Genomic DNA, 22,785 nt, shown 5'->3' with positions numbered 1-22,785 from the left:
TTCTTGACGACCATAGAGCATTGGAACCACCTGATCCCATCCCGAACTCAGTAGTGAAACGATGCATCGCCGATGGTAGTGTGGGGTTTCCCCATGTGAGAGTAGGTCATCGTCAAGATTAAATTCCGAAACCCCAATTGCGAAAGCAGTTGGGGTTTTGTTTTGGGCGGTCGAAAAGGTTCTGGCCTATCGCCATTGCATAGAAAGCAAGCTGTCCCTGCGCTCTCGCCATAAGCCAGCTTGCTTTCTATGCAATGGCTCTGCGCATGGCTATCATGCGTGCCTCATTGTGAGGCGAGACTTGCATGCTGACGTTGTTAAAACTTCTGAAAGATGGCCGATTCCACTCGGGTGAAGCGCTAGGCGCCGCCCTGGGCGTCAGTCGTAGTGCTGTGTGGAAGCAACTCCAGCATCTGGAGATCGAGCTGGATCTGACAATTCACAAGGTCAGGGGGAGGGGCTATCAATTGGCGTCCCCGCTGGTTCTATTGAGCGCTGATGAGATCGCCCTCAAGTCGCAGGTCTGCGCAGGTTCAGTTTTTATATCCGAGACCATCGGCTCCACTAATGCCGAGGCTTTGCGCCTTATTGAGGCGGGGCAGGTGGCGCCGTTCCTTGTTCTCTCAGAACAGCAGACCGCAGGAAGGGGGCGTCGAGGGCGTAAATGGGTTAGTCCATTTGCACAGAATGTTTACTACAGCCTTGTGCTTCGTATCGATGGCGGTTTACGACAGCTAGAAGGGCTGAGTCTCGTCGTGGGCTTGGCGGTGATGCAAACGTTGCGCGACTTTGGTGTCCACGGTTCGGGTTTGAAGTGGCCTAATGACGTGCTCGTTGGTTCGAAGAAGATAGCTGGCATCCTTCTTGAATTGGTAGGGGACCCTGCTGACGTATGCCATGTAGTGCTCGGTATTGGTATCAATGCGAACATGCAGAGCGCCGCGGAAGTGGATCAGCAGTGGACATCAATACAGCTCGAAACAGGTCGTGCGGTAGACCGAAATCATCTGGTCGCACACCTGAGTCAGGCGTTACAAGGTTATCTCGATCATCATAGAGATTCCGGCTTTTCGGTAATTCGCCAGGAGTGGGAGCAAAACCATCTATGGCAGGGAAAGGCGGTGTCATTGATCGCAGGTGTTAACCAGGTGGACGGGGTTGTGCTGGGTATTGATGATCAAGGCGCTCTACGTCTCGAAGTAAACGGTGTTGAGAAAATATACAGTGGTGGTGAGTTAAGCCTGAGGTTGCGTGATGATTCTTGAGCTCGACTGTGGGAATAGTTTCATCAAATGGCGAGTACTCGAGGCAAGCCACGCAGCCGTTTTTGCTGAAGGGGTTGTTGATTCCGATGTGGCGTTGCTGGGTAGCCTTCATTCGTTGACTGGACTGTCGCTGCAGCATTGCAGATTGGTCAGCGTTCGCGCCCAGGAAGAGACGAACCGCCTGGCGGGTGTGTTGGTTGCGGCCTTTGGTGTTTCTATCAGCTGTGCTGCGCCGTCGCGTGAAATGGCCGGCGTGCGCAATGGGTATGAAGACTACGCCCGTCTAGGGCTGGATCGTTGGCTGGCGATGCTTGGAGGCTTCCAGCTAGCCTCGGGAGCATGCCTGGTGCTTGATTTTGGTACGGCGGCCACTGCCGATTTCATCACGGCTGATGGCGAGCATCTTGGAGGATTTATCTGCCCGGGCATGCCCCTGATGCGCAATCAGCTGCGAACCCATACCCGTAAAATACGGTATGACGATGTTGCTGCTGAGCGTGCGTTGGAAAGCCTGGTGCCTGGCCGTACCACTGCCCAAGCCGTTGAACGAGGTTGCACGCTCATGCTCCGCGGTTTTGCTCAGTCACAACTGGAACTGGCCCGCAGTTATTGGGGGGAAGACTTCTCGGTGTTTCTTACGGGGGGGGATGCGGAGTTGGTCGCTGACGCCTTGCCGGGCGCTCGCTTCGTTCCGGACCTGGTATTTGTTGGCTTGGCGATGGCGTGCCCTTTGTCCTGAGGTTTTTATGCGTTGGTTGTTTCTGTTGCTGCTGGTCCTCAATGTTTTTTATTACGTCTGGCACCAGCAAGAGGCTCCGCTGCGTGCGAAGGATGTCACTCCGTTGGCGCTGTACCGGGGCTCCCAGCAGGATATTCAGCTGCTGAGCGAGTCGGCGGACTCTGTGTCGCGGCGTGACAAGGCCAGGGCTCCGGAGGCGCCTGCTGGCTGCTTGTATATCGGAGGGTTTTCGAGTCATGAGCAAGCGCAGTTCCTGGAGCAGCGGCTTATCAGTCTGGATATCAGGGTCCGGATCCAGTCGTTGGTCTCAGCGGGTGCGCCTTCTTTCTGGTTGCGTGTAGCGCCTGAAAGCCGCCGTCTGGCTGACGATCTGCCTTTTGAAAGCCTTGCTAATGAATTCAATGAGTTAAAACATAAAATAATGCCGTGCGAAGGCATTGCAACTGTCGAATAGTTTGCATAGAATGGCGCCCGCTCCACAGTGATGACCCTCTTGGGAAGTTGGTGTGAAGCGATCGTCACGCAGCTAACCTCATATTTTTAATGAGAAAATGCTTGACAGAAGGTCGGCGTAATGTAAAATGCCGGCTCGCTTAGGAGGGGTTCCCGAGCGGCCAAAGGGATCAGACTGTAAATCTGACGTCTACGACTTCGAAGGTTCGAATCCTTCCCCCTCCACCATTTTTAGCGTGAGCTGCAAGCTCCGCGGGTATAGTTTAGTGGTAGAACCTCAGCCTTCCAAGCTGATGATGCGGGTTCGATTCCCGCTACCCGCTCCAAGTTTGCAGGTTGTGCAAGGTGTTTCGCTCTTGTAGCTCAGTTGGTAGAGCACACCCTTGGTAAGGGTGAGGTCAGCGGTTCAAATCCGCTCAAGAGCTCCATATAACAAGGCAGATATGAAAATATCTGCCTTTGTTTTAACAGCTGCCTCGGCTTGATCTTGTTTTGCCTGGTGTTATCGGGTTGTTTCAAGTCTATTGGGGTTGGTTGTTGTAAAGTCTTTTTCAGGCCTGCATAATGGTCGGCCTGATTTTGTTTTAGGTCAGTAGCTCAATTGGCAGAGCGACGGTCTCCAAAACCGTAGGTTGGGGGTTCGATTCCCTCCTGACCTGCCAGATTCACGTGGTGTATCTGGCTTTCTTTTCACAGGATCTTCATAGATGACTCCTAAGGCTGAAGCTCAAAGCTCTCGTTTCGATCTGGTTAAGTGGCTCGCTGTCGTCGCTTTGGTGGTCGTAGGCGTTGTTGGCAATCAGTATTATTCTGCTTCGCCGATCCTGTACCGCGTACTCGTATTGCTTGCTCTTGCTGCTGTGGCCGTTTTCATTGGTCTGCAGACAGTAAAGGGTAAGTCTTTCGCTGTGCTGGTAAAGGAAGCTCGCACCGAAATACGTAAAGTCGTTTGGCCAACTCGCCAAGAAACCACGCAGACCACGCTGATTGTTGTGGCTGTTGTTCTGGTTATGGCGTTGCTGTTGTGGGGTCTTGATTCCCTGCTCGGCTGGCTTGTTTCCTTGATTGTTGGCTAAGGGTGTCCCGTGGCTAAGCGTTGGTACGTTGTGCATGCTTACTCGGGTTACGAGAAGCATGTTATGCGCTCTTTGCTAGAGCGCGTAAAGCTGGCAGGCATGGAAGATGGCTTCGGCGAAATTCTGGTTCCCACTGAAGAAGTGGTTGAAATGCGTAATGGCCAGAAACGCAAAAGCGAGCGCAAGTTCTTCCCTGGCTATGTGCTGGTACAGATGGACATGAATGAGGGTACTTGGCACTTGGTCAAGGACACTCCTCGCGTCATGGGCTTCATTGGCGGTACCGCTGATAAGCCTGCACCGATCACTGACAAAGAAGCAGAAGCGATTCTGCGTCGTGTTGCTGACGGTAGCGATAAGCCGAAGCCGAAGACGTTGTTCGAGCCGGGTGAGGTTGTTCGTGTCACTGATGGTCCGTTTGCTGATTTCAACGGTACTGTCGAAGAAGTTAACTACGAAAAGAGCCGGATCCAAGTGGCGGTGCTCATTTTCGGTCGCTCTACTCCGGTAGAGTTGGAGTTCAGCCAGGTCGAAAAGGTCTAGCTGACAAAGCATCCCAACCCCGCAGCCTTAGGCTGTGGGGTTTTGTCGTCACTGGGATAAACGCGCAAGTAACCGGGGAGCCTTTCGAGGCGCTTGAACCCGTAATTGGAGTGCCTCATGGCCAAGAAGATTACCGCTTACATCAAGCTGCAAGTGAAGGCCGCTCAGGCCAACCCTAGCCCACCCGTCGGTCCAGCTCTGGGTCAGCACGGCGTGAACATCATGGAATTCTGCAAGGCCTTCAACGCCCGTACCCAGGGTATTGAGCCAGGTCTGCCGACTCCAGTGATCATCACTGTATACAGCGACCGTAGCTTCACTTTCGAAACCAAGTCGACCCCGGCTTCGGTTCTGTTGAAGAAAGCTGCTGGTCTGACTAGCGGTTCCGCTCGTCCGAACACCGTTAAGGTTGGCACCGTAACTCGTGCTCAGCTGGAAGAAATCGCGAAAACCAAAAACGCGGATCTGACTGCAGCTGATATGGATGCAGCCGTGCGTACCATCGCCGGTTCTGCTCGTAGCATGGGCCTTAACGTGGAGGGTGTGTAATGGCTAAGCTGACCAAGCGCCAAAAGGCTATCGCCGGCAAAATCGAAGCGGGCAAGTCCTACAACTTTGTAGACGCTGCTGCTCTGCTGACCGAGCTGTCGACTGTCAAGTTCAGCGAGTCCGTTGACGTTGCTGTAAACCTGGGTGTTGACCCACGTAAATCCGACCAGGTCGTTCGTAGCGCTACTGTGCTGCCACACGGTACTGGCAAGACTGTACGTGTTGCTGTCTTCACCCAAGGCCCGGCAGCTGAAGCTGCTCTGGCCGCTGGCGCTGATCGCGTTGGCATGGACGACCTGGCTGCCGAAATGAAAGGCGGCGACCTGAACTACGACGTAGTTATTGCTTCCCCGGATGCAATGCGCGTTGTAGGTCAGTTGGGTCAGATCCTGGGTCCACGTGGTCTGATGCCTAACCCGAAAGTCGGTACCGTAACTCCAGACGTAGCTACCGCGGTTAAAAACGCCAAGGCTGGTCAGGTTCGTTATCGCACCGACAAAAACGGCATCATTCACACTTCCGTTGGCAAGGTCGGCTTCGACGCCGTCAAGCTGAAGGAAAACGTTGAAGCCCTGATCGCTGATCTGAAGCGTATCAAGCCAGCTTCTTCGAAAGGTATCTACGTCAAGCGCGTTACCCTGAGCACCACTATGGGCCCAGGTCTGGTCATCGACCAGGGTTCGCTGGACGTATAAGACACAGGTTGGCGCGAGTGATTGCGCCAATTGAAAAATTGGGGTCCCTGCCTGGCGGGGGCTATCCAAGACCGTAGGCGACGCAAGTCTTAAACCATCAAGCCTACGCAGATGGTGCTCCCGGTTCCTTACCGAATCAGACACCAAAACGACATCCGGCCTAGGCCAGATGAAACGGTAACAAGCAGGAGTTAAACCCGTGGCAATTAATCTCGAAGACAAGAAGGCCATCGTCGCTGAAGTCAACGAGGCTGCCAAAGCTGCTCTGTCCGCTGTCGTGGCTGATGCCCGTGGTGTGACAGTAGGCGCTATGACCGGACTCCGTAAAGAGGCTCGTGAAGCTGGCGTATACGTACGTGTTGTACGTAACACCCTGCTCAAGCGCGCTGTTGCTGACACTGAATACAGTGTCCTCAACGACGTGTTCACCGGCCCGACTCTGATCGCGTTCTCCAAGGACCATCCAGGCGCTGCTGCCCGTTTGTTCAAGGAATTCGCCAAGAGTCAGGATAAGTTCGAGATCAAGGCAGCTGCGTTCGAGGGCAAGTTCCTCGCAGCTAACCAAATCGACGTACTGGCAACACTGCCGACCCGTAACGAAGCTATTTCGCAGCTGATGAGCGTGATTCAAGGCGCTACCAGCAAGCTGGCTCGTACTCTGGCCGCAGTTCGCGAGCAAAAAGAAGCTGCAGCAGCCTAAGGCTGAGCAACGTCTCTCGCGTTTTTTTGTTTATTTCGATGGCCGCGTAGGCCGTCCCCCAATTCAGGAAATACAGCAATGTCTATCTCCCAAGACGATATCCTCAACGCCGTAGCTGAAATGTCGGTTCTGCAGGTTGTTGAGCTGATCAAAGCTTTCGAAGAAAAATTCGGCGTTTCCGCTGCCGCTGCTTCCGCTGGCCCAGCTGTTGCTGCTGTTGCTGCTGAAGAGCAAACCGAATTCAACGTCATGCTGCTGGAAGCTGGCGAGAAGAAAGTAAACGTGATCAAGGCAGTACGTGAACTGACCGGTCTGGGCCTGAAAGAAGCCAAGGCTGTAGTTGACGGCGCTCCTGCCCAGGTTCTGGAAGCTGTGTCCAAAGACGCTGCTGACAAAGCCAAAGCAGTACTGGAAGAAGCAGGCGCTAAAGTCGAGCTGAAGTAAGCATCGACCTTGCGTTTCCAGCCCAAGCGTTAAGCTGAAGGCTGATGGCTGGTGGCTCTTGCCACCGGCCTTTTTCCGTTCTTGGCTGTCGACTCGGTCGCCGCCACTAACGCGCTGTAGCCACCCGATGCGGTGGTGCAAACCAAGGGGTTTGCAAGATTTTCTGGCTGCTCCCGTCGGGGGGGCCAAACAAGCAGGTGACCAAGCTGGGGAACGCTGATGGCTTACTCATATACTGAGAAAAAACGTATCCGCAAGGACTTTAGCAAGTTGCCGGACGTCATGGATGTCCCGTACCTTCTGGCTATCCAGCTGGATTCGTATCGTGAATTCTTGCAGGCGGGAGCGACCAAAGATCAGTTCCGCGACGTGGGCCTGCATGCGGCCTTCAAATCCGTTTTCCCGATCATCAGCTACTCCGGCAATGCTGCGCTGGAGTACGTCGGTTATCGCCTGGGCGAACCGGCATTTGATGTCAAAGAATGCGTGTTGCGCGGTGTTACGTACGCCGTACCTTTGCGGGTAAAAGTTCGTCTGATCATTTTCGACAAAGAATCGTCGAACAAAGCGATCAAGGACATCAAAGAGCAAGAAGTCTACATGGGCGAAATCCCATTGATGACTGAGAACGGTACCTTCGTTATCAACGGTACCGAGCGTGTAATCGTTTCCCAGCTGCACCGTTCCCCGGGCGTGTTCTTCGACCACGACCGCGGCAAGACGCACAGCTCCGGTAAGCTCCTGTACTCCGCGCGGATCATTCCGTACCGTGGTTCGTGGTTGGACTTCGAGTTCGACCCTAAAGACTGCGTGTTCGTGCGTATCGACCGTCGTCGCAAGCTGCCGGCCTCGGTACTGCTGCGCGCGCTCGGCTATACCACTGAGCAAGTGCTGGACGCTTTCTACACCACCAACGTATTCAGCCTGAAGGATGAAACCCTCAGCCTGGAACTGATTGCTTCGCGTCTGCGTGGTGAAATTGCCGTCCTGGACATCCAGGATGAGAAGGGCAAGGTCATTGTTGAGGCTGGCCGTCGTATTACTGCGCGCCACATCAACCAGATCGAAAAAGCCGGTATCAAGTCGCTGGACGTGCCTCTGGACTACGTCCTGGGCCGCACTACCGCCAAGGTTATCGTTCACCCGGCGACAGGCGAGATCCTGGCTGAGTGCAACACCGAGCTGAACACCGAGATCCTGGCAAAAATCGCCAAGGCCCAGGTTGTTCGCATCGAGACCCTGTACACCAACGATATCGACTGCGGTCCGTTCGTCTCCGACACCCTGAAGATCGACTCCACCAGCAACCAATTGGAAGCGCTGGTCGAAATCTATCGCATGATGCGTCCAGGCGAGCCACCAACCAAAGACGCTGCCGAAACCCTGTTCAACAACCTGTTCTTCAGCCCTGAGCGCTATGACCTGTCTGCGGTCGGCCGGATGAAGTTCAACCGTCGTATCGGTCGTACCGAGATCGAAGGTTCGGGCGTGCTGTGCAAGGAAGACATCGTTGCGGTCCTGAAGACTCTGGTCGACATCCGTAATGGTAAAGGCATCGTCGATGACATCGACCACCTGGGTAACCGTCGTGTTCGCTGCGTAGGCGAAATGGCCGAGAACCAGTTCCGCGTTGGCTTGGTACGTGTTGAGCGTGCGGTCAAAGAGCGTCTGTCGATGGCCGAAAGCGAAGGCCTGATGCCGCAAGACCTGATCAACGCCAAGCCAGTGGCTGCGGCGGTGAAAGAGTTCTTCGGCTCCAGCCAGCTCTCGCAGTTCATGGACCAGAACAACCCGCTCTCCGAGATCACCCACAAGCGCCGTGTTTCTGCACTGGGCCCGGGCGGTCTGACCCGTGAGCGTGCTGGCTTTGAAGTTCGTGACGTACACCCGACGCACTACGGTCGTGTTTGCCCGATCGAAACGCCGGAAGGTCCGAACATCGGTCTGATCAACTCCCTGGCTGCCTATGCGCGCACCAACCAGTATGGCTTCCTCGAGAGCCCGTACCGCGTGGTGAAAGACGCCCTGGTCACCGACGAGATCGTCTTCCTGTCCGCCATCGAAGAAGCTGATCACGTGATCGCTCAGGCTTCGGCCACGATGAACGACAAGAAAGTCCTGATCGACGAGCTGGTAGCTGTTCGTCACTTGAACGAGTTCACCGTCAAGGCGCCGGAAGACGTCACCTTGATGGACGTATCGCCCAAGCAGGTAGTTTCGGTTGCAGCATCGCTGATCCCGTTCCTGGAACACGATGACGCCAACCGTGCGTTGATGGGTTCCAACATGCAGCGTCAAGCTGTACCGACCCTGCGCGCTGACAAGCCGCTGGTAGGTACCGGCATGGAGCGTAACGTAGCTCGTGACTCCGGCGTTTGCGTCGTGGCTCGTCGTGGCGGCGTGATCGACTCTGTTGATGCCAGCCGTATCGTGGTTCGTGTTGCCGATGACGAAGTTGAAACTGGCGAAGCCGGTGTCGACATCTACAACCTGACCAAATACACCCGCTCGAACCAGAACACCTGCATCAACCAGCGTCCGCTGGTGCGTAAGGGTGATCGCGTTCAGCGTAGCGACATCATGGCCGACGGTCCGTCCACCGATATGGGTGAGTTGGCTCTGGGTCAGAACATGCGCATCGCGTTCATGGCGTGGAACGGCTTCAACTTCGAAGACTCCATCTGCCTGTCCGAGCGTGTTGTTCAAGAAGACCGTTTCACCACGATCCACATCCAGGAACTGACCTGTGTGGCACGTGACACCAAGCTTGGGCCAGAGGAAATCACTGCAGACATCCCGAACGTGGGTGAAGCTGCGCTGAACAAGCTGGACGAAGCCGGTATCGTTTACGTAGGTGCTGAAGTTGGCGCTGGCGACATCCTGGTCGGTAAGGTCACTCCGAAAGGCGAGACCCAACTGACTCCGGAAGAGAAGCTGCTGCGTGCCATCTTCGGCGAAAAAGCCAGCGACGTTAAAGACACCTCCCTGCGCGTACCTACTGGTACCAAGGGTACTGTCATCGACGTACAGGTCTTCACCCGTGACGGCGTCGAGCGTGATGCTCGTGCACTGTCCATCGAGAAGACTCAACTCGACGAAATCCGCAAGGATTTGAACGAAGAGTTCCGTATCGTTGAAGGCGCGACCTTCGAACGTCTGCGTTCTGCCCTGGTAGGCCACAAGGCTGAAGGCGGCGCAGGTCTGAAGAAAGGTCAGGATATCACCGACGAAATCCTCGACGGTCTTGAGCACGGCCAGTGGTTCAAACTGCGCATGGCTGAAGATGCTCTGAACGAGCAGCTCGAGAAGGCCCAGGCCTACATCGTTGATCGCCGCCGTCTGCTGGACGACAAGTTCGAAGACAAGAAGCGCAAACTGCAGCAGGGCGATGACCTGGCTCCAGGCGTGCTGAAAATCGTCAAGGTTTACCTGGCAATCCGTCGTCGCATTCAGCCGGGCGACAAGATGGCCGGTCGTCACGGTAACAAAGGTGTGGTCTCCGTGATCATGCCGGTTGAAGACATGCCGCACGATGCCAATGGCACCCCGGTCGACGTCGTCCTCAACCCGTTGGGCGTACCTTCGCGTATGAACGTTGGTCAGATCCTTGAGACTCACCTGGGCCTCGCGGCTAAAGGTCTGGGCGAGAAGATCAACCGTATGATCGAAGAGCAGCGCAAGGTCGCAGACCTGCGTAAGTTCCTGCACGAGATCTACAACGAGATCGGCGGCCGCAAAGAAGAGCTGGACACTTTCTCCGACCAGGAAATCCTGGATCTGGCGAAAAACCTGCGCGGCGGCGTTCCAATGGCTACCCCGGTGTTCGACGGTGCCAAGGAAAGCGAAATCAAGGCCATGCTGAAACTGGCAGACCTGCCAGAAAGCGGCCAGATGCAGCTGTTCGACGGCCGTACCGGCAACAAGTTCGAGCGCCCGGTTACTGTTGGCTACATGTACATGCTGAAGCTGAACCACTTGGTAGACGACAAGATGCACGCTCGTTCTACCGGTTCGTACAGCCTGGTTACCCAGCAGCCGCTGGGTGGTAAGGCTCAGTTCGGTGGTCAGCGTTTCGGGGAGATGGAGGTCTGGGCACTGGAAGCATACGGTGCTGCATACACTCTGCAAGAAATGCTCACAGTGAAGTCGGACGATGTGAACGGTCGTACCAAGATGTACAAAAACATCGTGGACGGCGATCACCGTATGGAGCCGGGCATGCCCGAGTCTTTCAACGTGTTGATCAAAGAAATTCGTTCCCTCGGCATCGATATCGATCTGGAAACCGAATAACACGTGACGCGAATCGAGAGCGGGGCAGTGATGCCCGCTCTCTGCTCCGCCAGGAGGAAAGGCCTTGAAAGACCTACTGAATTTGCTGAAAAACCAGGGTCAAGTCGAAGAGTTCGACGCCATCCGTATTGGATTGGCATCGCCTGAGATGATCCGTTCGTGGTCGTTCGGTGAAGTTAAAAAGCCGGAAACCATCAACTACCGTACGTTCAAACCTGAGCGTGACGGCCTGTTCTGCGCCAAGATCTTTGGCCCGGTAAAGGATTACGAGTGCCTGTGCGGTAAGTACAAGCGCTTGAAGCACCGTGGTGTGATCTGCGAGAAGTGCGGCGTTGAAGTTGCACTGGCCAAGGTTCGTCGTGAGCGCATGGCGCACATCGAGCTGGCTTCGCCGGTTGCCCACATCTGGTTCCTGAAATCGCTGCCGTCCCGTATCGGCTTGCTGATGGACATGACCCTGCGTGATATCGAGCGCGTTCTCTACTTCGAGAGCTATGTCGTTATCGACCCAGGCATGACCACCCTTGAAAAAGGTCAGCTGCTCAACGACGAGCAGTACTTCGAAGCGCTGGAAGAGTTCGGCGACGATTTCGATGCCCGCATGGGTGCCGAAGCTGTCCGCGAACTGCTGCACGCTATCGACCTGGAGCACGAGATTGGCCGCCTGCGTGAAGAAATTCCGCAAACCAACTCCGAAACCAAGATCAAGAAGCTGTCCAAGCGTCTGAAGTTGATGGAAGCCTTCCAGGGTTCCGGCAACCTGCCAGAGTGGATGGTGCTGACTGTTCTGCCGGTTCTGCCGCCAGACCTGCGTCCGCTGGTACCGTTGGACGGTGGTCGTTTCGCGACGTCCGACCTCAACGACCTGTACCGCCGCGTGATCAACCGTAACAACCGCTTGAAGCGCCTGCTTGATCTGTCCGCTCCGGACATCATCGTGCGCAACGAAAAGCGTATGTTGCAAGAAGCGGTCGACGCCTTGCTCGACAACGGTCGTCGTGGCCGCGCTATTACCGGTTCCAACAAGCGTCCTCTGAAATCCCTGGCTGACATGATCAAGGGTAAGCAAGGTCGTTTCCGTCAGAACTTGCTCGGTAAGCGTGTTGACTACTCCGGTCGTTCGGTAATTACCGTAGGCCCGACCCTGCGTCTGCACCAGTGCGGTCTGCCTAAGAAGATGGCGCTTGAGCTGTTCAAGCCTTTCATCTTCGGCAAGCTGGAAATGCGCGGTCTCGCGACCACCATCAAAGCGGCCAAGAAAATGGTCGAGCGCGAACTGCCAGAGGTTTGGGACGTTCTCGCTGAAGTGATTCGCGAACACCCGGTCCTCCTCAACCGTGCACCGACCCTTCACCGTCTGGGTATCCAGGCGTTTGAACCGGTACTGATCGAAGGTAAGGCTATCCAGCTGCACCCTCTGGTCTGTGCTGCGTACAACGCCGACTTCGACGGCGACCAAATGGCCGTGCACGTACCGCTGACACTGGAAGCCCAGTTGGAAGCGCGTGCGTTGATGATGTCGACCAACAACATTCTGTCGCCAGCCAACGGTGAACCAATCATCGTTCCGTCGCAGGACGTTGTATTGGGTCTGTACTACATGACCCGTGAAGCGATCAACGCCAAGGGCGAAGGTCGTGTGTTCGCTGACCTGCAAGAAGTTGACCGTGTGTTCCGTGCCGGCGAAGCCGCACTGCACGCCAAGGTCAAAGTGCGCATTCACGAAACCGTCAACGACCGTGACGGCGGCAGCGTGAGCAACACCCGTATCGTCGACACCACTGTCGGCCGTGCGCTGTTGTACCAGGTTGTGCCAAAAGGTCTGTCGTACGACGTCGTCAACCTGCCGATGAAGAAAAAGGCGATCTCCAAGCTGATCAACCAGTGCTACCGCGTGGTTGGTCTGAAAGAGACCGTGATCTTCGCTGACCAGTTGATGTACACCGGTTTTGCTTATTCGACCATTTCCGGCGTTTCCATCGGTGTTAACGACTTCGTTATCCCGGATGAAAAAGCCCGCATCATCAGTGCTGCTACTGACGAAGTGAAAGAGATCGAGAGCCAGTACGCCTCCGGCCTGGTAACCCAGGGCGAGAAGTACAACAAAGTGATCGACCTTTGGTCCAAGGCCAACGACGAAGTGTCCAAGGCAATGATGGCCAACCTCTCGAAAGAGAAGGTTATCGACCGTCATGGCGTGGAAGTCGATCAAGAGTCTTTCAACTCGATGTACATGATGGCCGACTCGGGCGCACGGGGTTCTGCTGCGCAGATCCGTCAGCTCGCCGGTATGCGTGGCCTGATGGCCAAGCCGGACGGTTCCATCATCGAAACGCCGATTACTGCGAACTTCCGTGAAGGTTTGAGCGTACTTCAGTACTTCATCTCTACTCACGGTGCTCGTAAAGGTCTGGCGGATACCGCGTTGAAAACCGCTAACTCCGGTTACCTGACTCGTCGTCTGGTAGACGTTGCACAAGATCTGGTTGTAACCGAGATCGATTGCGGCACCGAGCACGGCCTGCTGATGACTCCGCACATTGAAGGCGGTGACGTTGTAGAGCCGCTGGGTGAGCGCGTATTGGGTCGTGTTATTGCCCGTGACGTGTTCAAGCCAGGTACCGAGGAAGTTATCGTTCCTGCCGGCACCCTGGTGGATGAGAAGTGGGTCGAGTTCATCGAACTCAACAGCATCGACGAAGTGATTGTTCGCTCGCCGATCAGCTGCGAAACCCGCTACGGTATCTGCGCCAAGTGCTACGGCCGTGACTTGGCTCGTGGCCACCAGGTGAACATCGGTGAAGCGGTCGGCGTTATCGCTGCCCAGTCCATCGGTGAGCCGGGTACCCAGCTGACCATGCGTACGTTCCACATCGGTGGTGCGGCAAGCCGGACCTCCGCAGCCGACAGCGTTCAGGTGAAGAATGGCGGTACTGTCCGTCTGCACAACCTGAAACACGTTGAGCGAGTGGATGGCCACCTGGTTGCTGTGTCCCGTTCCGGTGAGCTGGCGATTGCTGATGACTTCGGTCGTGAGCGTGAGCGTTACAAGCTGCCGTACGGTGCTGTGATTTCGGTTAAAGAAGGTGACAAGGTCGACGCTGGCGCAATCGTGGCCAAGTGGGATCCGCACACTCACCCAATCGTTACCGAAATGAAAGGTACCGTGACCTACGTGGGCATGGAAGAAGGCATCACGATCAAGCGTCAGACTGACGAATTGACCGGTATGACCAACATTGAAGTACTCGACGCCAAAGATCGTCCAGCTGCCGGTAAAGACATCCGTCCTGCCGTGAAGATGGTCGATGACAACGGCAAGGATCTGTTGCTGCCAGGCACTGACGTTATCGCTCAGTACTTCCTGCCAGCCAACGCCCTGGTCGGTGTAGCGGATGGTGCGAAGATCGCGATCGGTGATGTTATCGCGCGTATCCCGCAAGAAACTTCGAAGACCCGTGACATCACCGGTGGTCTGCCGCGTGTTGCCGACTTGTTCGAAGCTCGTCGTCCGAAAGAAGCGTCGATCCTGGCTGAAGTCAGCGGCACCATCGCGTTCGGTAAAGAGACCAAGGGCAAGCGCCGTCTGGTCATTACCCCGAACGACGGTAGCGATCCGTATGAAGAGCTGATTCCGAAGTGGCGTCACCTGAACGTGTTCGAAGGCGAACAGGTAAACCGCGGCGAAGTTATCTCCGACGGTCCGAGCGATCCACACGACATCCTGCGTCTGCTGGGTGTGAGTGCGCTGGCCAAGTACATCGTTAACGAGATCCAGGACGTTTACCGTCTGCAAGGCGTGAAGATCAACGATAAGCACATCGAGACCATCCTGCGTCAGATGCTGCGTAAAGTTGAAATCGCTGAATCCGGCGATTCGAGTTTCATCAAGGGCGACCAGATGGAACTGACTCACGTACTGGTAGAAAACGAGCGTCTGGCAACCGAAGAGAAATTTGTTTCCAAGTTCACTCGCGTGTTGCTGGGTATCACCAAGGCGTCGTTGTCCACTGAGTCGTTCATCTCGGCGGCCTCCTTCCAGGAGACCACTCGCGTACTGACCGAAGCAGCGGTAACCGGCAAGCGCGATTACCTGCGCGGCCTGAAAGAAAACGTGGTTGTGGGTCGACTGATCCCGGCCGGTACCGGCTTGGCCTACCACAGCGAGCGTAAGCGTCGCCGTGAACTCGACAAGCCGCTGCGCGTAAGCGCCAGTGAAGTGGAAGCTGCACTGACCGAAGCGCTGAACTCTAGCGGTAACTGAGTTCTGCGATAAATAAGTCCGGGCCCTGGCAGCCCCGTTCGTCGGAACAAGACAGTTTTGTCGGGTTTCGATGGAGGGGGAGGTCGGGGCCTTGCCTTGACTGGGGGCAAGATCCTCTTTAGACTCTTGTACCCCTAAATTTGGCGGGAATTCGTTCCTGCCATTTTGCTTTTCTTGCAAGACAATAGCGTCGCAAGACAACAGTGGAGCTAGTAGATGGCAACTATCAACCAGCTGGTACGTCAGCCGCGTAAGCGTATCGTCGAGAAATCCGACGTACCTGCGCTGCAGAACTGCCCGCAACGTCGTGGCGTATGCACTCGCGTGTATACCACTACGCCGAAAAAACCTAACTCGGCACTGCGTAAAGTATGCCGTGTGCGCCTGACCAACGGTTTCGAGGTTTCCTCGTACATCGGTGGTGAAGGTCACAACCTGCAAGAGCACAGCGTGGTACTGATCCGCGGCGGTCGTGTAAAAGACTTGCCAGGTGTTCGTTACCACACCGTACGCGGCTCCTTGGATACTTCCGGCGTTAAAGGTCGTAACCAGGGTCGTTCGAAGTACGGTACCAAGAAGCCTAAGTAGTAGCGGCTTTTTGTAAACTGAATCATCTTATTTTCTGAGTCGATAAGAGTAAGGTCGGAGGCGTCCCGCAAGGGCACCGATTCCGAACGAACCTGAAGACCGTTTGAGGGCTTATCCATGCCAAGAAGACGCGTAGCAGCCAAGCGCGAAGTGCTTGACGATCCAAAATACGGAAGCCAAATTCTGGCCAAGTTCATGAACCACGTGATGGAAAGCGGCAAGAAAGCCGTTGCCGAGCGTATCGTTTATGGCGCGCTGGAAAAGGTTAAAGAACGCAAGAACAGCGACCCCCTGGAAATCTTCGAGAAAGCTCTCGACGCCATCGCTCCGCTGGTCGAAGTGAAGTCGCGCCGTGTAGGCGGTGCTACTTACCAGGTTCCGGTCGAAGTTCGTCCGTCCCGTCGTAACGCCCTGGCAATGCGTTGGTTGGTAGACTTCGCCCGTAAGCGCGGCGAGAAGTCTATGGCTCTGCGTTTGGCCGGCGAGCTGTTGGACGCTGCTGAAGGTAAAGGTGCTGCTGTTAAGAAGCGTGAAGACGTGCACCGTATGGCTGAAGCTAACAAAGCTTTCTCGCACTACCGCTTCTAATCTTAGCTTCACTAATTTTGCGAGGGCTTTATGGCTCGTACTACTCCGATTAGCCGCTACCGTAACATCGGTATCGTTGCTCACGTGGATGCTGGTAAAACCACCACCACCGAGCGCGTACTGTTTTACACCGGCAAAAGTCACAAAATGGGCGAGGTGCATGATGGCGCCGCGACCACAGACTGGATGGTTCAGGAGCAGGAGCGTGGTATTACCATTACTTCTGCTGCTATTACCGCCTTCTGGAAAGGTTCTGCCAAGCAGTACAAGGACGAGCACCGCTTCAACGTAATCGATACCCCGGGCCACGTAGACTTCACCATTGAAGTTGAGCGTTCCCTGCGTGTACTCGACGGCGCGGTCGTTGTGTTCTGCGGTACTTCGGGCGTTGAGCCTCAGTCGGAAACCGTATGGCGTCAAGCCAACAAGTACGGTGTTCCACGTCTTGTTTACGTAAACAAGATGGACCGTGCTGGTGCGAACTTCCTGCGCGTGATCGGTCAGATCAAGCAGCGTCTGGGTCACACTCCGGTGCCAATCCAATTGGCTATCGGTTCCGAAGACAACTTCCAGGGCCAGATCGATCTGATCACCATGGAAGCCGTCTACTGGAATGACGCCGACAAAGGTATGGTTCCTGTTCGTAAGCCTATCCCTGCAGAATTGCAGGAGCTGGCTGACGAGTGGCGCAATAACCTGGTTGAGGCTGCTGCCGAAGCCAGCGAAGAGCTGATGAACAAGTACCTCGAAGGTGAAGAGCTCACCAACGTGGAAATCAAGGCTGCTCTGCGTCAGCGTACTATCGCTGGTGAGATCGTCTTGGCTGTTTGCGGTTCTTCCTTCAAGAACAAGGGTGTTCCCCTGGTTCTCGACGCCGTTATCGACTACCTGCCTGCTCCAACTGACATTCCTGCTATCAAGGGTACTAACCCTGATAACGAGGAAGAAGAGATGGAGCGTCACGCTGACGACAGCGAGCCGTTCTCGGCTCTGGCGTTCAAGATCGCTACCGACCCATTCGTGGGTACCCTGACTTTCGTCCGCGTTTACTCGGGCGTGTTGGCCTCCGGCGACGGCGTGATCAACTCGGTCAAGGGCAAGAAAGAGCGTGTGGGTCGTATGGTGCAAATGCACGCAAACGCCCGTGAAGAGATCAAGGAAGTACGCGCTGGTGACATCGCGGCCTTGATCGGCATGAAGGATGTCACCACTGGTGAGACCTTGTGCGACGCTGCTAAGCCAATCATCCTGGTTCGCATGGACTTCCCGGAGCCGGTTATCTCGGTTGCCGTAGAGCCTAAGACCAAGGATGACCAGGAAAAAATGGGTATTGCACTGGGCAAACTTGCTCAGGAAGATCCATCTTTCCGCGTCAAGACTGATGAAGAGACTGGTCAAACGATCATCTCCGGCATGGGCGAGTTGCACCTGGACATCCTGGTTGACCGGATGCGCCGTGAGTTCAACGTCGAAGCCAACATCGGTAAGCCTCAGGTTTCCTATCGTGAGCGCATCACGAAGAACTGTGAAATCGAAGGCAAGTTCGTTCGTCAGTCCGGCGGTCGTGGTCAGTTCGGTCACTGCTGGATCCGTTTTGCTCCTGCTGACGAAGGTCAGGAAGGTCTGCAATTCGTGAACGAAGTAGTAGGTGGTGTTGTTCCTAAGGAATACATCCCTGCTATCCAGAAGGGTATCGAAGAGCAGATGAAGAACGGTGTTGTTGCCGGCTATCCGCTGATCGGCCTGAAAGCAACCGTTTTTGACGGTTCTTACCACGACGTCGACTCCAACGAGATGGCGTTTAAGGTGGCTGCTTCCATGGCAACCAAGCAACTGGCCCAGAAGGGCGGTGGTGAGTTGCTTGAGCCAATCATGGCGGTAGAAGTTGTTACACCTGAAGACTATATGGGTGATGTCATGGGCGACCTTAACCGTCGTCGCGGCATGATCTTGGGTATGGAAGACACGGTTTCCGGCAAAGTGATTCGCGCCGAGGTTCCGTTGGGTGAGATGTTCGGTTACGCGACCGACGTTCGCTCCATGTCCCAGGGTCGCGCAAGCTACTCTATGGAATTCAAAAAATACAACACAGCTCCGGCGCACATCGCTGAAACTGTATCCAAAAAACAAGGCTGATTCAGTCCTTTAGGCAAGGAGTTAATTGTCGTGGCTAAAGAAAAATTTGATCGTTCCCTACCGCACGTCAACGTTGGCACTATCGGTCACGTTGACCATGGTAAAACCACTCTGACTGCTGCTCTGACTCGCGTTTGCTCCGAAGTATTCGGTTCCGCAATCGTTGATTTCGATAAAATCGACAGCGCGCCAGAAGAAAAAGCTCGTGGTATCACCATCAACACCGCGCACGTTGAATACAACTCGCTGATCCGTCACTACGCTCACGTTGACTGCCCAGGTCACGCTGACTATGTGAAGAACATGATCACCGGTGCTGCCCAGATGGACGGCGCAATCCTGGTTTGCTCGGCCGCTGATGGTCCGATGCCACAAACCCGTGAGCACATCCTGCTGTCCCGTCAGGTAGGCGTTCCGTACATCGTGGTTTACCTGAACAAGGCCGACCTGGTAGACGACGCTGAGCTGCTGGAACTGGTTGAGATGGAAGTGCGCGATCTGCTGAGCACTTACGACTTCCCAGGCGACGACACTCCGATCATCATCGGTTCTGCTCGTATGGCTCTGGAAGGCAAAGACGATAACGAAATGGGCACCACGTCCGTTCGTAAACTGGTTGAGACTCTGGACAGCTACATCCCAGATCCAGTTCGTGTTATCGACAAGCCGTTCCTGATGCCAATCGAAGACGTATTCTCGATCTCCGGTCGCGGTACTGTTGTAACTGGTCGTATCGAGCGCGGTATCGTCAAGGTTCAGGATCCACTGGAAATCGTTGGTCTGCGTGACACTACCGTCACCACCTGCACCGGTGTTGAAATGTTCCGTAAGCTGCTCGACGAAGGTCGTGCTGGCGAGAACTGCGGCGTTCTGCTGCGTGGTACCAAGCGTGACGACGTTGAGCGTGGCCAGGTTCTGGTTAAGCCAGGTTCGGTTAAGCCGCACACCAAGTTCGAAGCTGAAGTGTACGTGCTGAGCAAAGAAGAAGGCGGTCGTCACACTCCGTTCTTCAAAGGCTACCGTCCACAGTTCTACTTCCGTACTACTGACGTGACTGGTAACTGCGAACTGCCGGAAGGCGTTGAAATGGTAATGCCAGGCGACAACATCAAAATGGTTGTCACCCTGATCAAAACCATCGCAATGGAAGACGGTCTGCGCTTCGCAATCCGTGAAGGCGGCCGTACCGTTGGTGCTGGCGTTGTAGCTAAAATCATCGAGTAAGCATCTCTTCTGAGATAGCTTCGATGCTTTGAAAAGCCCCCGCTCAGCGGGGGCTTTTTTATTGGGTTGACACCTATCTGGGGCGTCTATAGAATTGCGCCTCCTTTTAACGGGCGCAGTGCGCTCGGTGGGAATAGCAGCCGGAGTCTGAAATCCAATGCAAAATCAGCAAATCCGTATCAGGTTGAAGGCTTTTGACCATCGCCTGATCGACCAATCCACCCAGGAAATCGTGGAAACCGCGAAACGTACTGGGGCACAAGTGCGTGGTCCTATTCCACTGCCTACCCGCAAAGAGCGGTTCACCGTTCTGGTCTCCCCGCACGTCAACAAAGACGCGCGTGACCAGTACGAGATCCGTACTCATAAGCGCGTTCTGGACATCGTCCAGCCAACGGATAAAACCGTTGATGCACTTATGAAGCTTGATCTGGCGGCCGGTGTGGAAGTACAGATCAGCCTCGGCTAAGACTCGGGTCTTAGTCGTGTAACGCTCTGAAATGGGCGGCCATAGCGGGTGAAAGCCCCGTACACTCATGAGGTTTACAACATGACTATTGGTGTAGTCGGTCGTAAATGCGGTATGACCCGTATTTTCACCGAAGAAGGTGTCTCCATTCCGGTCACGGTCATTGAGATCGAGCCGAATCGCGTCACCCAGTTCAAAACTGAAGAAACCGATGGCTATCGTGCAGTGCAAGTCACTGTCGGCGAGCGTCGTGCTTCGCGCGTGACTGCTGCTCAAGCAGGTCACTTCGCTAAAGCAAACGTTGCAGCTGGTCGTACTGTTATGGAGTTCCGTCTTGAAGATGGTGACTACCAGGCTGGCGATCTGATCAACGCTGAAATCTTCGCCGCTGGTCAACTGGTTGATGTAACCGGTCAGTCCAAGGGTAAAGGCTTCCAGGGTACGATCAAGCGTTGGAATTTCCGTGGCCAAGACAACACTCACGGTAACTCCGTTTCCCACCGCGTCCCGGGCTCTATTGGCCAGTGCCAGACTCCTGGTCGTGTATTCAAGGGCAAAAAAATGTCCGGTCATATGGGCGCTGAGCGCGTGACCGTGCAGTCCCTCGAAGTAGTGCGCGTCGACGCTGAACGCAATCTGTTGTTGGTCAAGGGTGCTGTTCCTGGCGCTACTGGCGGCAACCTGGTTGTACGTCCAGCGGCCAAGGCTCGCGGTTAAGGGGAAGCTGACATGCAATTAAATGTAAATGACGCTCAAGCGATCGAAGTTTCCGAACTGACATTTGGCGGCGAATTCAACGAGACGCTCGTTCACCAAGCAGTCGTGGCCTACATGGCCGGCGGCCGTCAAGGTAGCAAGCAGCAAAAGACCCGTTCCGACGTTCGTGGTGGCGGTAAGCGCCCTTGGCGTCAGAAAGGTACTGGCCGTGCTCGTGCCGGTACTATCCGTAGCCCAATCTGGCGTGGCGGCGGTACCACTTTCGCAGCTCGTCCACAGGATCACTCTCAGAAGCTCAACAAGAAGATGTATCGCGCAGCACTGCGCTCCATCCTTGCTGAACTCGTGCGTACTGATCGTCTGGTCGTGGTTCAGGACTTCGCTGTTGAAGCGCCGAAAACCAAAGATCTGCTGAACAAGCTGAACGGCATGGGTCTGACTGATGTCCTGATCGTGTCTGAAGCTGTTGATCAGAACCTGTACCTGGCTGCTCGCAACCTGCCACACGTTGATGTACGTGACGTGCAAGGTTCCGATCCAGTTAGTCTGATCGCATACGACAAGGTGTTGATCACCGTGTCGGCCGTGAAGAAATTCGAGGAGCTGCTGGGATGAACCAGGAACGCGTATTTAAAGTTCTGCTTGGCCCGCACGTTTCCGAAAAGGCTACGGTTCTGGCTGACAAGAAAGGCCAGTTCGTTTTCAAGGTTGCAACTGACGCAACCAAGCTGGAAATCAAGAAGGCCGTCGAAAGCCTGTTCAGCGTGAAAGTAGAGCGTGTTACTACCCTGAATGTTCTGGGTAAGAGCAAGCGCACTGCTCGCGGTCTGGGCAAGCGTAATGACTGGAAGAAGGCAGTTATCTCCCTTCAGCCAGGCCAAGATCTCGATTTCAGCAGCAGTGCTGAGTAAGGAAGGGGTGCATCATGGCAATCGTTAAATGCAAACCGACTTCCCCTGGCCGCCGTTTTGTGGTCAAGGTGGTCAACCAGGAGCTGCATAAAGGCGCTCCTCACGCACCGCTGCTCGAGAAGAAATCGAAGACTGGTGGTCGTAACAACAATGGTCGCATTACCACTCGTCACATCGGTGGTGGCCATAAGCAGCATTATCGTCTGGTCGATTTCCGTCGCAACGACAAAGATGGCATCTCTGCCACTGTCGAGCGTATCGAATACGATCCAAACCGTACTGCTCACATCGCTCTGCTGCTGTACGCAGATGGCGAGCGTCGCTACATCATCGCGCCTAAAGGCGTGAGTGCTGGCGACCAGCTGATCGCAGGTGCCCTGGCACCGATCAAGCCGGGCAACGCTCTGCAACTGCGTAACATTCCAGTTGGTAGCACCGTACACGGCATCGAATTGAAGCCAGGTAAAGGCGCACAGATCGCTCGTTCCGCTGGTGCTTCGGCTCAGCTGATCGCTCGTGAAGGTGTCTACGTGACCCTGCGTCTGCGTTCTGGTGAGATGCGTAAAGTACTGGCTGAATGCCGTGCGACCCTGGGCGAAGTCTCGAACTCCGAGCACAGCCTGCGTTCGCTGGGTAAAGCTGGTGCCAAACGCTGGCGTGGCGTTCGCCCAACCGTTCGTGGTGTTGCCATGAACCCGGTTGACCACCCACATGGTGGTGGTGAAGGTCGTACCTCTGGTGGTCGTCATCCGGTATCGCCATGGGGCTTCCCGACTAAGGGCGCGAAGACTCGTGGTAATAAGCGTACCGACAAAATGATCGTCCGTCGTCGCAAGTAAATAGAGGGATACGACAGTGCCACGTTCTCTGAAAAAAGGTCCTTTTATTGATCTTCACCTACTGAAGAAGATCGAAGTGGCGGCGGAAAAGAACGATCGCAAACCAGTTAAGACCTGGTCGCGCCGTTCTATGATCCTGCCACAAATGGTCGGTTTGACCATCGCAGTACACAACGGTCGTCAGCACGTCCCAGTTCTCGTTAACGAAGACATGGTCGGCCACAAACTGGGCGAGTTTGCCGGTACCCGCACTTATCGTGGGCACGTGGCAGACAAGAAAGCCAAGCGTTAA

21 protein-coding genes, 4 tRNA genes and 1 rRNA gene are annotated in these 22,785 nt (G+C 55.1%); all 26 read left to right on the top strand.

Annotated elements, in window-relative coordinates; genetic code table 11:
• The first annotated feature begins 2 nt into the window (after positions 1-2).
• The 26 genes from rrf (at position 3) to rpsS (ending at position 22,785) form a co-directional block, all read left to right on the top strand.
• Positions 3-118 (top strand): 5S ribosomal RNA (rrf, locus tag HBR93_RS03905).
• Between the two features lie 187 nt (positions 119-305).
• Positions 306-1,265 (top strand): bifunctional biotin--[acetyl-CoA-carboxylase] ligase/biotin operon repressor BirA, encoded by a 960-nt coding sequence (gene birA / locus HBR93_RS03900; RefSeq protein WP_057438742.1) that lies wholly within the window; start codon positions 306-308, stop codon positions 1,263-1,265.
• Positions 1,255-2,004, top strand: a complete 750-nt coding sequence (locus HBR93_RS03895; RefSeq protein WP_169959840.1) for a pantothenate kinase — start codon at positions 1,255-1,257, stop codon at positions 2,002-2,004. Before birA ends, HBR93_RS03895 begins: the two co-directional genes overlap by 11 nt.
• Before the next feature lie 7 nt (positions 2,005-2,011).
• Positions 2,012-2,458: a hypothetical protein gene (locus HBR93_RS03890; RefSeq protein ID WP_115129114.1), complete on the top strand. Its 447-nt coding sequence runs from the start codon at positions 2,012-2,014 to the stop codon at positions 2,456-2,458.
• A gap of 142 nt (positions 2,459-2,600) precedes the next feature.
• A tRNA-Tyr gene (locus HBR93_RS03885) sits at positions 2,601-2,685 on the top strand.
• 24 nt (positions 2,686-2,709) lie between these two features.
• Positions 2,710-2,783, top strand: a tRNA-Gly gene (locus HBR93_RS03880).
• A 26-nt stretch (positions 2,784-2,809) separates the two neighbouring features.
• Positions 2,810-2,885, top strand: a tRNA-Thr gene (locus HBR93_RS03875).
• 158 nt (positions 2,886-3,043) lie between these two features.
• Positions 3,044-3,119, top strand: a tRNA-Trp gene (locus HBR93_RS03870).
• Positions 3,120-3,164: 45 nt separating this feature from the next.
• Entirely contained in the window at positions 3,165-3,533 is a 369-nt protein-coding gene (gene secE, locus HBR93_RS03865) for a preprotein translocase subunit SecE (RefSeq protein WP_029299242.1), read from the top strand.
• A gap of 9 nt (positions 3,534-3,542) precedes the next feature.
• On the top strand, positions 3,543-4,076 hold the full coding sequence (gene nusG / locus HBR93_RS03860; RefSeq protein WP_003176436.1) for a transcription termination/antitermination protein NusG: 534 nt from the start codon (positions 3,543-3,545) through the stop codon (positions 4,074-4,076).
• 117 nt (positions 4,077-4,193) lie between these two features.
• Positions 4,194-4,625: a 50S ribosomal protein L11 gene (gene rplK / locus HBR93_RS03855; protein WP_003210097.1), complete on the top strand. Its 432-nt coding sequence runs from the start codon at positions 4,194-4,196 to the stop codon at positions 4,623-4,625.
• The gene (gene rplA, locus HBR93_RS03850; RefSeq protein WP_003176434.1) at positions 4,625-5,320 is read left to right on the top strand and encodes a 50S ribosomal protein L1; all 696 of its coding nucleotides are present in this window, start codon (positions 4,625-4,627) and stop codon (positions 5,318-5,320) included. Before rplK ends, rplA begins: the two co-directional genes overlap by 1 nt.
• A gap of 199 nt (positions 5,321-5,519) precedes the next feature.
• On the top strand, positions 5,520-6,020 hold the full coding sequence (gene rplJ, locus HBR93_RS03845; protein ID WP_003176433.1) for a 50S ribosomal protein L10: 501 nt from the start codon (positions 5,520-5,522) through the stop codon (positions 6,018-6,020).
• 78 nt (positions 6,021-6,098) lie between these two features.
• Positions 6,099-6,464: a 50S ribosomal protein L7/L12 gene (gene rplL / locus HBR93_RS03840; RefSeq protein WP_003210093.1), complete on the top strand. Its 366-nt coding sequence runs from the start codon at positions 6,099-6,101 to the stop codon at positions 6,462-6,464.
• Positions 6,465-6,683: 219 nt separating this feature from the next.
• Positions 6,684-10,757, top strand: a complete 4,074-nt coding sequence (rpoB, locus tag HBR93_RS03835; protein WP_053138310.1) for a DNA-directed RNA polymerase subunit beta — start codon at positions 6,684-6,686, stop codon at positions 10,755-10,757.
• A gap of 64 nt (positions 10,758-10,821) precedes the next feature.
• Positions 10,822-15,021: a DNA-directed RNA polymerase subunit beta' gene (gene rpoC, locus HBR93_RS03830; protein WP_057960765.1), complete on the top strand. Its 4,200-nt coding sequence runs from the start codon at positions 10,822-10,824 to the stop codon at positions 15,019-15,021.
• Between the two features lie 216 nt (positions 15,022-15,237).
• On the top strand, positions 15,238-15,609 hold the full coding sequence (gene rpsL, locus HBR93_RS03825; RefSeq protein WP_002555494.1) for a 30S ribosomal protein S12: 372 nt from the start codon (positions 15,238-15,240) through the stop codon (positions 15,607-15,609).
• Positions 15,610-15,726: 117 nt separating this feature from the next.
• Positions 15,727-16,197 carry a 30S ribosomal protein S7 gene (rpsG, locus tag HBR93_RS03820; RefSeq protein ID WP_002555493.1) on the top strand — a complete coding sequence of 157 codons (471 nt, stop codon included), beginning with the start codon at positions 15,727-15,729 and terminating at the stop codon, positions 16,195-16,197.
• 30 nt (positions 16,198-16,227) lie between these two features.
• Positions 16,228-18,333: an elongation factor G gene (fusA, locus tag HBR93_RS03815; RefSeq protein ID WP_029299268.1), complete on the top strand. Its 2,106-nt coding sequence runs from the start codon at positions 16,228-16,230 to the stop codon at positions 18,331-18,333.
• Positions 18,334-18,363: 30 nt separating this feature from the next.
• Entirely contained in the window at positions 18,364-19,557 is a 1,194-nt protein-coding gene (gene tuf, locus HBR93_RS03810) for an elongation factor Tu (protein ID WP_003176426.1), read from the top strand.
• Positions 19,558-19,714: 157 nt separating this feature from the next.
• Entirely contained in the window at positions 19,715-20,026 is a 312-nt protein-coding gene (gene rpsJ, locus HBR93_RS03805; protein WP_003186070.1) for a 30S ribosomal protein S10, read from the top strand.
• Positions 20,027-20,107: 81 nt separating this feature from the next.
• Positions 20,108-20,743: a 50S ribosomal protein L3 gene (gene rplC, locus HBR93_RS03800; protein WP_003194649.1), complete on the top strand. Its 636-nt coding sequence runs from the start codon at positions 20,108-20,110 to the stop codon at positions 20,741-20,743.
• 12 nt (positions 20,744-20,755) lie between these two features.
• The gene (rplD, locus tag HBR93_RS03795; RefSeq protein ID WP_057438746.1) at positions 20,756-21,358 is read left to right on the top strand and encodes a 50S ribosomal protein L4; all 603 of its coding nucleotides are present in this window, start codon (positions 20,756-20,758) and stop codon (positions 21,356-21,358) included.
• Positions 21,355-21,654: a 50S ribosomal protein L23 gene (gene rplW / locus HBR93_RS03790; protein WP_002555488.1), complete on the top strand. Its 300-nt coding sequence runs from the start codon at positions 21,355-21,357 to the stop codon at positions 21,652-21,654. Before rplD ends, rplW begins: the two co-directional genes overlap by 4 nt.
• 14 nt (positions 21,655-21,668) lie before the next feature.
• A complete protein-coding gene (gene rplB / locus HBR93_RS03785; RefSeq protein WP_003176423.1) occupies positions 21,669-22,493 on the top strand; it encodes a 50S ribosomal protein L2 in 825 nt (274 codons plus the stop codon).
• A 16-nt stretch (positions 22,494-22,509) separates the two neighbouring features.
• The gene (gene rpsS / locus HBR93_RS03780) at positions 22,510-22,785 is read left to right on the top strand and encodes a 30S ribosomal protein S19 (RefSeq protein ID WP_002555486.1); all 276 of its coding nucleotides are present in this window, start codon (positions 22,510-22,512) and stop codon (positions 22,783-22,785) included.

Origin of the sequence: Pseudomonas sp. WS 5411 (genome assembly GCF_012985595.1) — a bacterium.
GTDB lineage: Bacteria > Pseudomonadota > Gammaproteobacteria > Pseudomonadales > Pseudomonadaceae > Aquipseudomonas > Aquipseudomonas shahriarae.
Note: the sequence above shows the minus strand (reverse complement) of the source record. Positions and strands in the feature narration are given on the sequence as shown.

Coding starts and splice junctions, on each gene's coding strand:
- birA (WP_057438742.1), top strand. CDS start 306: ATGCTGACGTTGTTAAAACTTCTGAAAGATGGCCGATTCCACTCGGGT.
- HBR93_RS03895 (WP_169959840.1), top strand. CDS start 1,255: ATGATTCTTGAGCTCGACTGTGGGAATAGTTTCATCAAATGGCGAGTA.
- HBR93_RS03890 (WP_115129114.1), top strand. CDS start 2,012: ATGCGTTGGTTGTTTCTGTTGCTGCTGGTCCTCAATGTTTTTTATTAC.
- secE (WP_029299242.1), top strand. CDS start 3,165: ATGACTCCTAAGGCTGAAGCTCAAAGCTCTCGTTTCGATCTGGTTAAG.
- rplK (WP_003210097.1), top strand. CDS start 4,194: ATGGCCAAGAAGATTACCGCTTACATCAAGCTGCAAGTGAAGGCCGCT.
- rplA (WP_003176434.1), top strand. CDS start 4,625: ATGGCTAAGCTGACCAAGCGCCAAAAGGCTATCGCCGGCAAAATCGAA.
- rplL (WP_003210093.1), top strand. CDS start 6,099: ATGTCTATCTCCCAAGACGATATCCTCAACGCCGTAGCTGAAATGTCG.
- rpoB (WP_053138310.1), top strand. CDS start 6,684: ATGGCTTACTCATATACTGAGAAAAAACGTATCCGCAAGGACTTTAGC.
- rpsL (WP_002555494.1), top strand. CDS start 15,238: ATGGCAACTATCAACCAGCTGGTACGTCAGCCGCGTAAGCGTATCGTC.
- rpsG (WP_002555493.1), top strand. CDS start 15,727: ATGCCAAGAAGACGCGTAGCAGCCAAGCGCGAAGTGCTTGACGATCCA.
- fusA (WP_029299268.1), top strand. CDS start 16,228: ATGGCTCGTACTACTCCGATTAGCCGCTACCGTAACATCGGTATCGTT.
- rpsJ (WP_003186070.1), top strand. CDS start 19,715: ATGCAAAATCAGCAAATCCGTATCAGGTTGAAGGCTTTTGACCATCGC.
- rplC (WP_003194649.1), top strand. CDS start 20,108: ATGACTATTGGTGTAGTCGGTCGTAAATGCGGTATGACCCGTATTTTC.
- rplD (WP_057438746.1), top strand. CDS start 20,756: ATGCAATTAAATGTAAATGACGCTCAAGCGATCGAAGTTTCCGAACTG.
- rplW (WP_002555488.1), top strand. CDS start 21,355: ATGAACCAGGAACGCGTATTTAAAGTTCTGCTTGGCCCGCACGTTTCC.
- rplB (WP_003176423.1), top strand. CDS start 21,669: ATGGCAATCGTTAAATGCAAACCGACTTCCCCTGGCCGCCGTTTTGTG.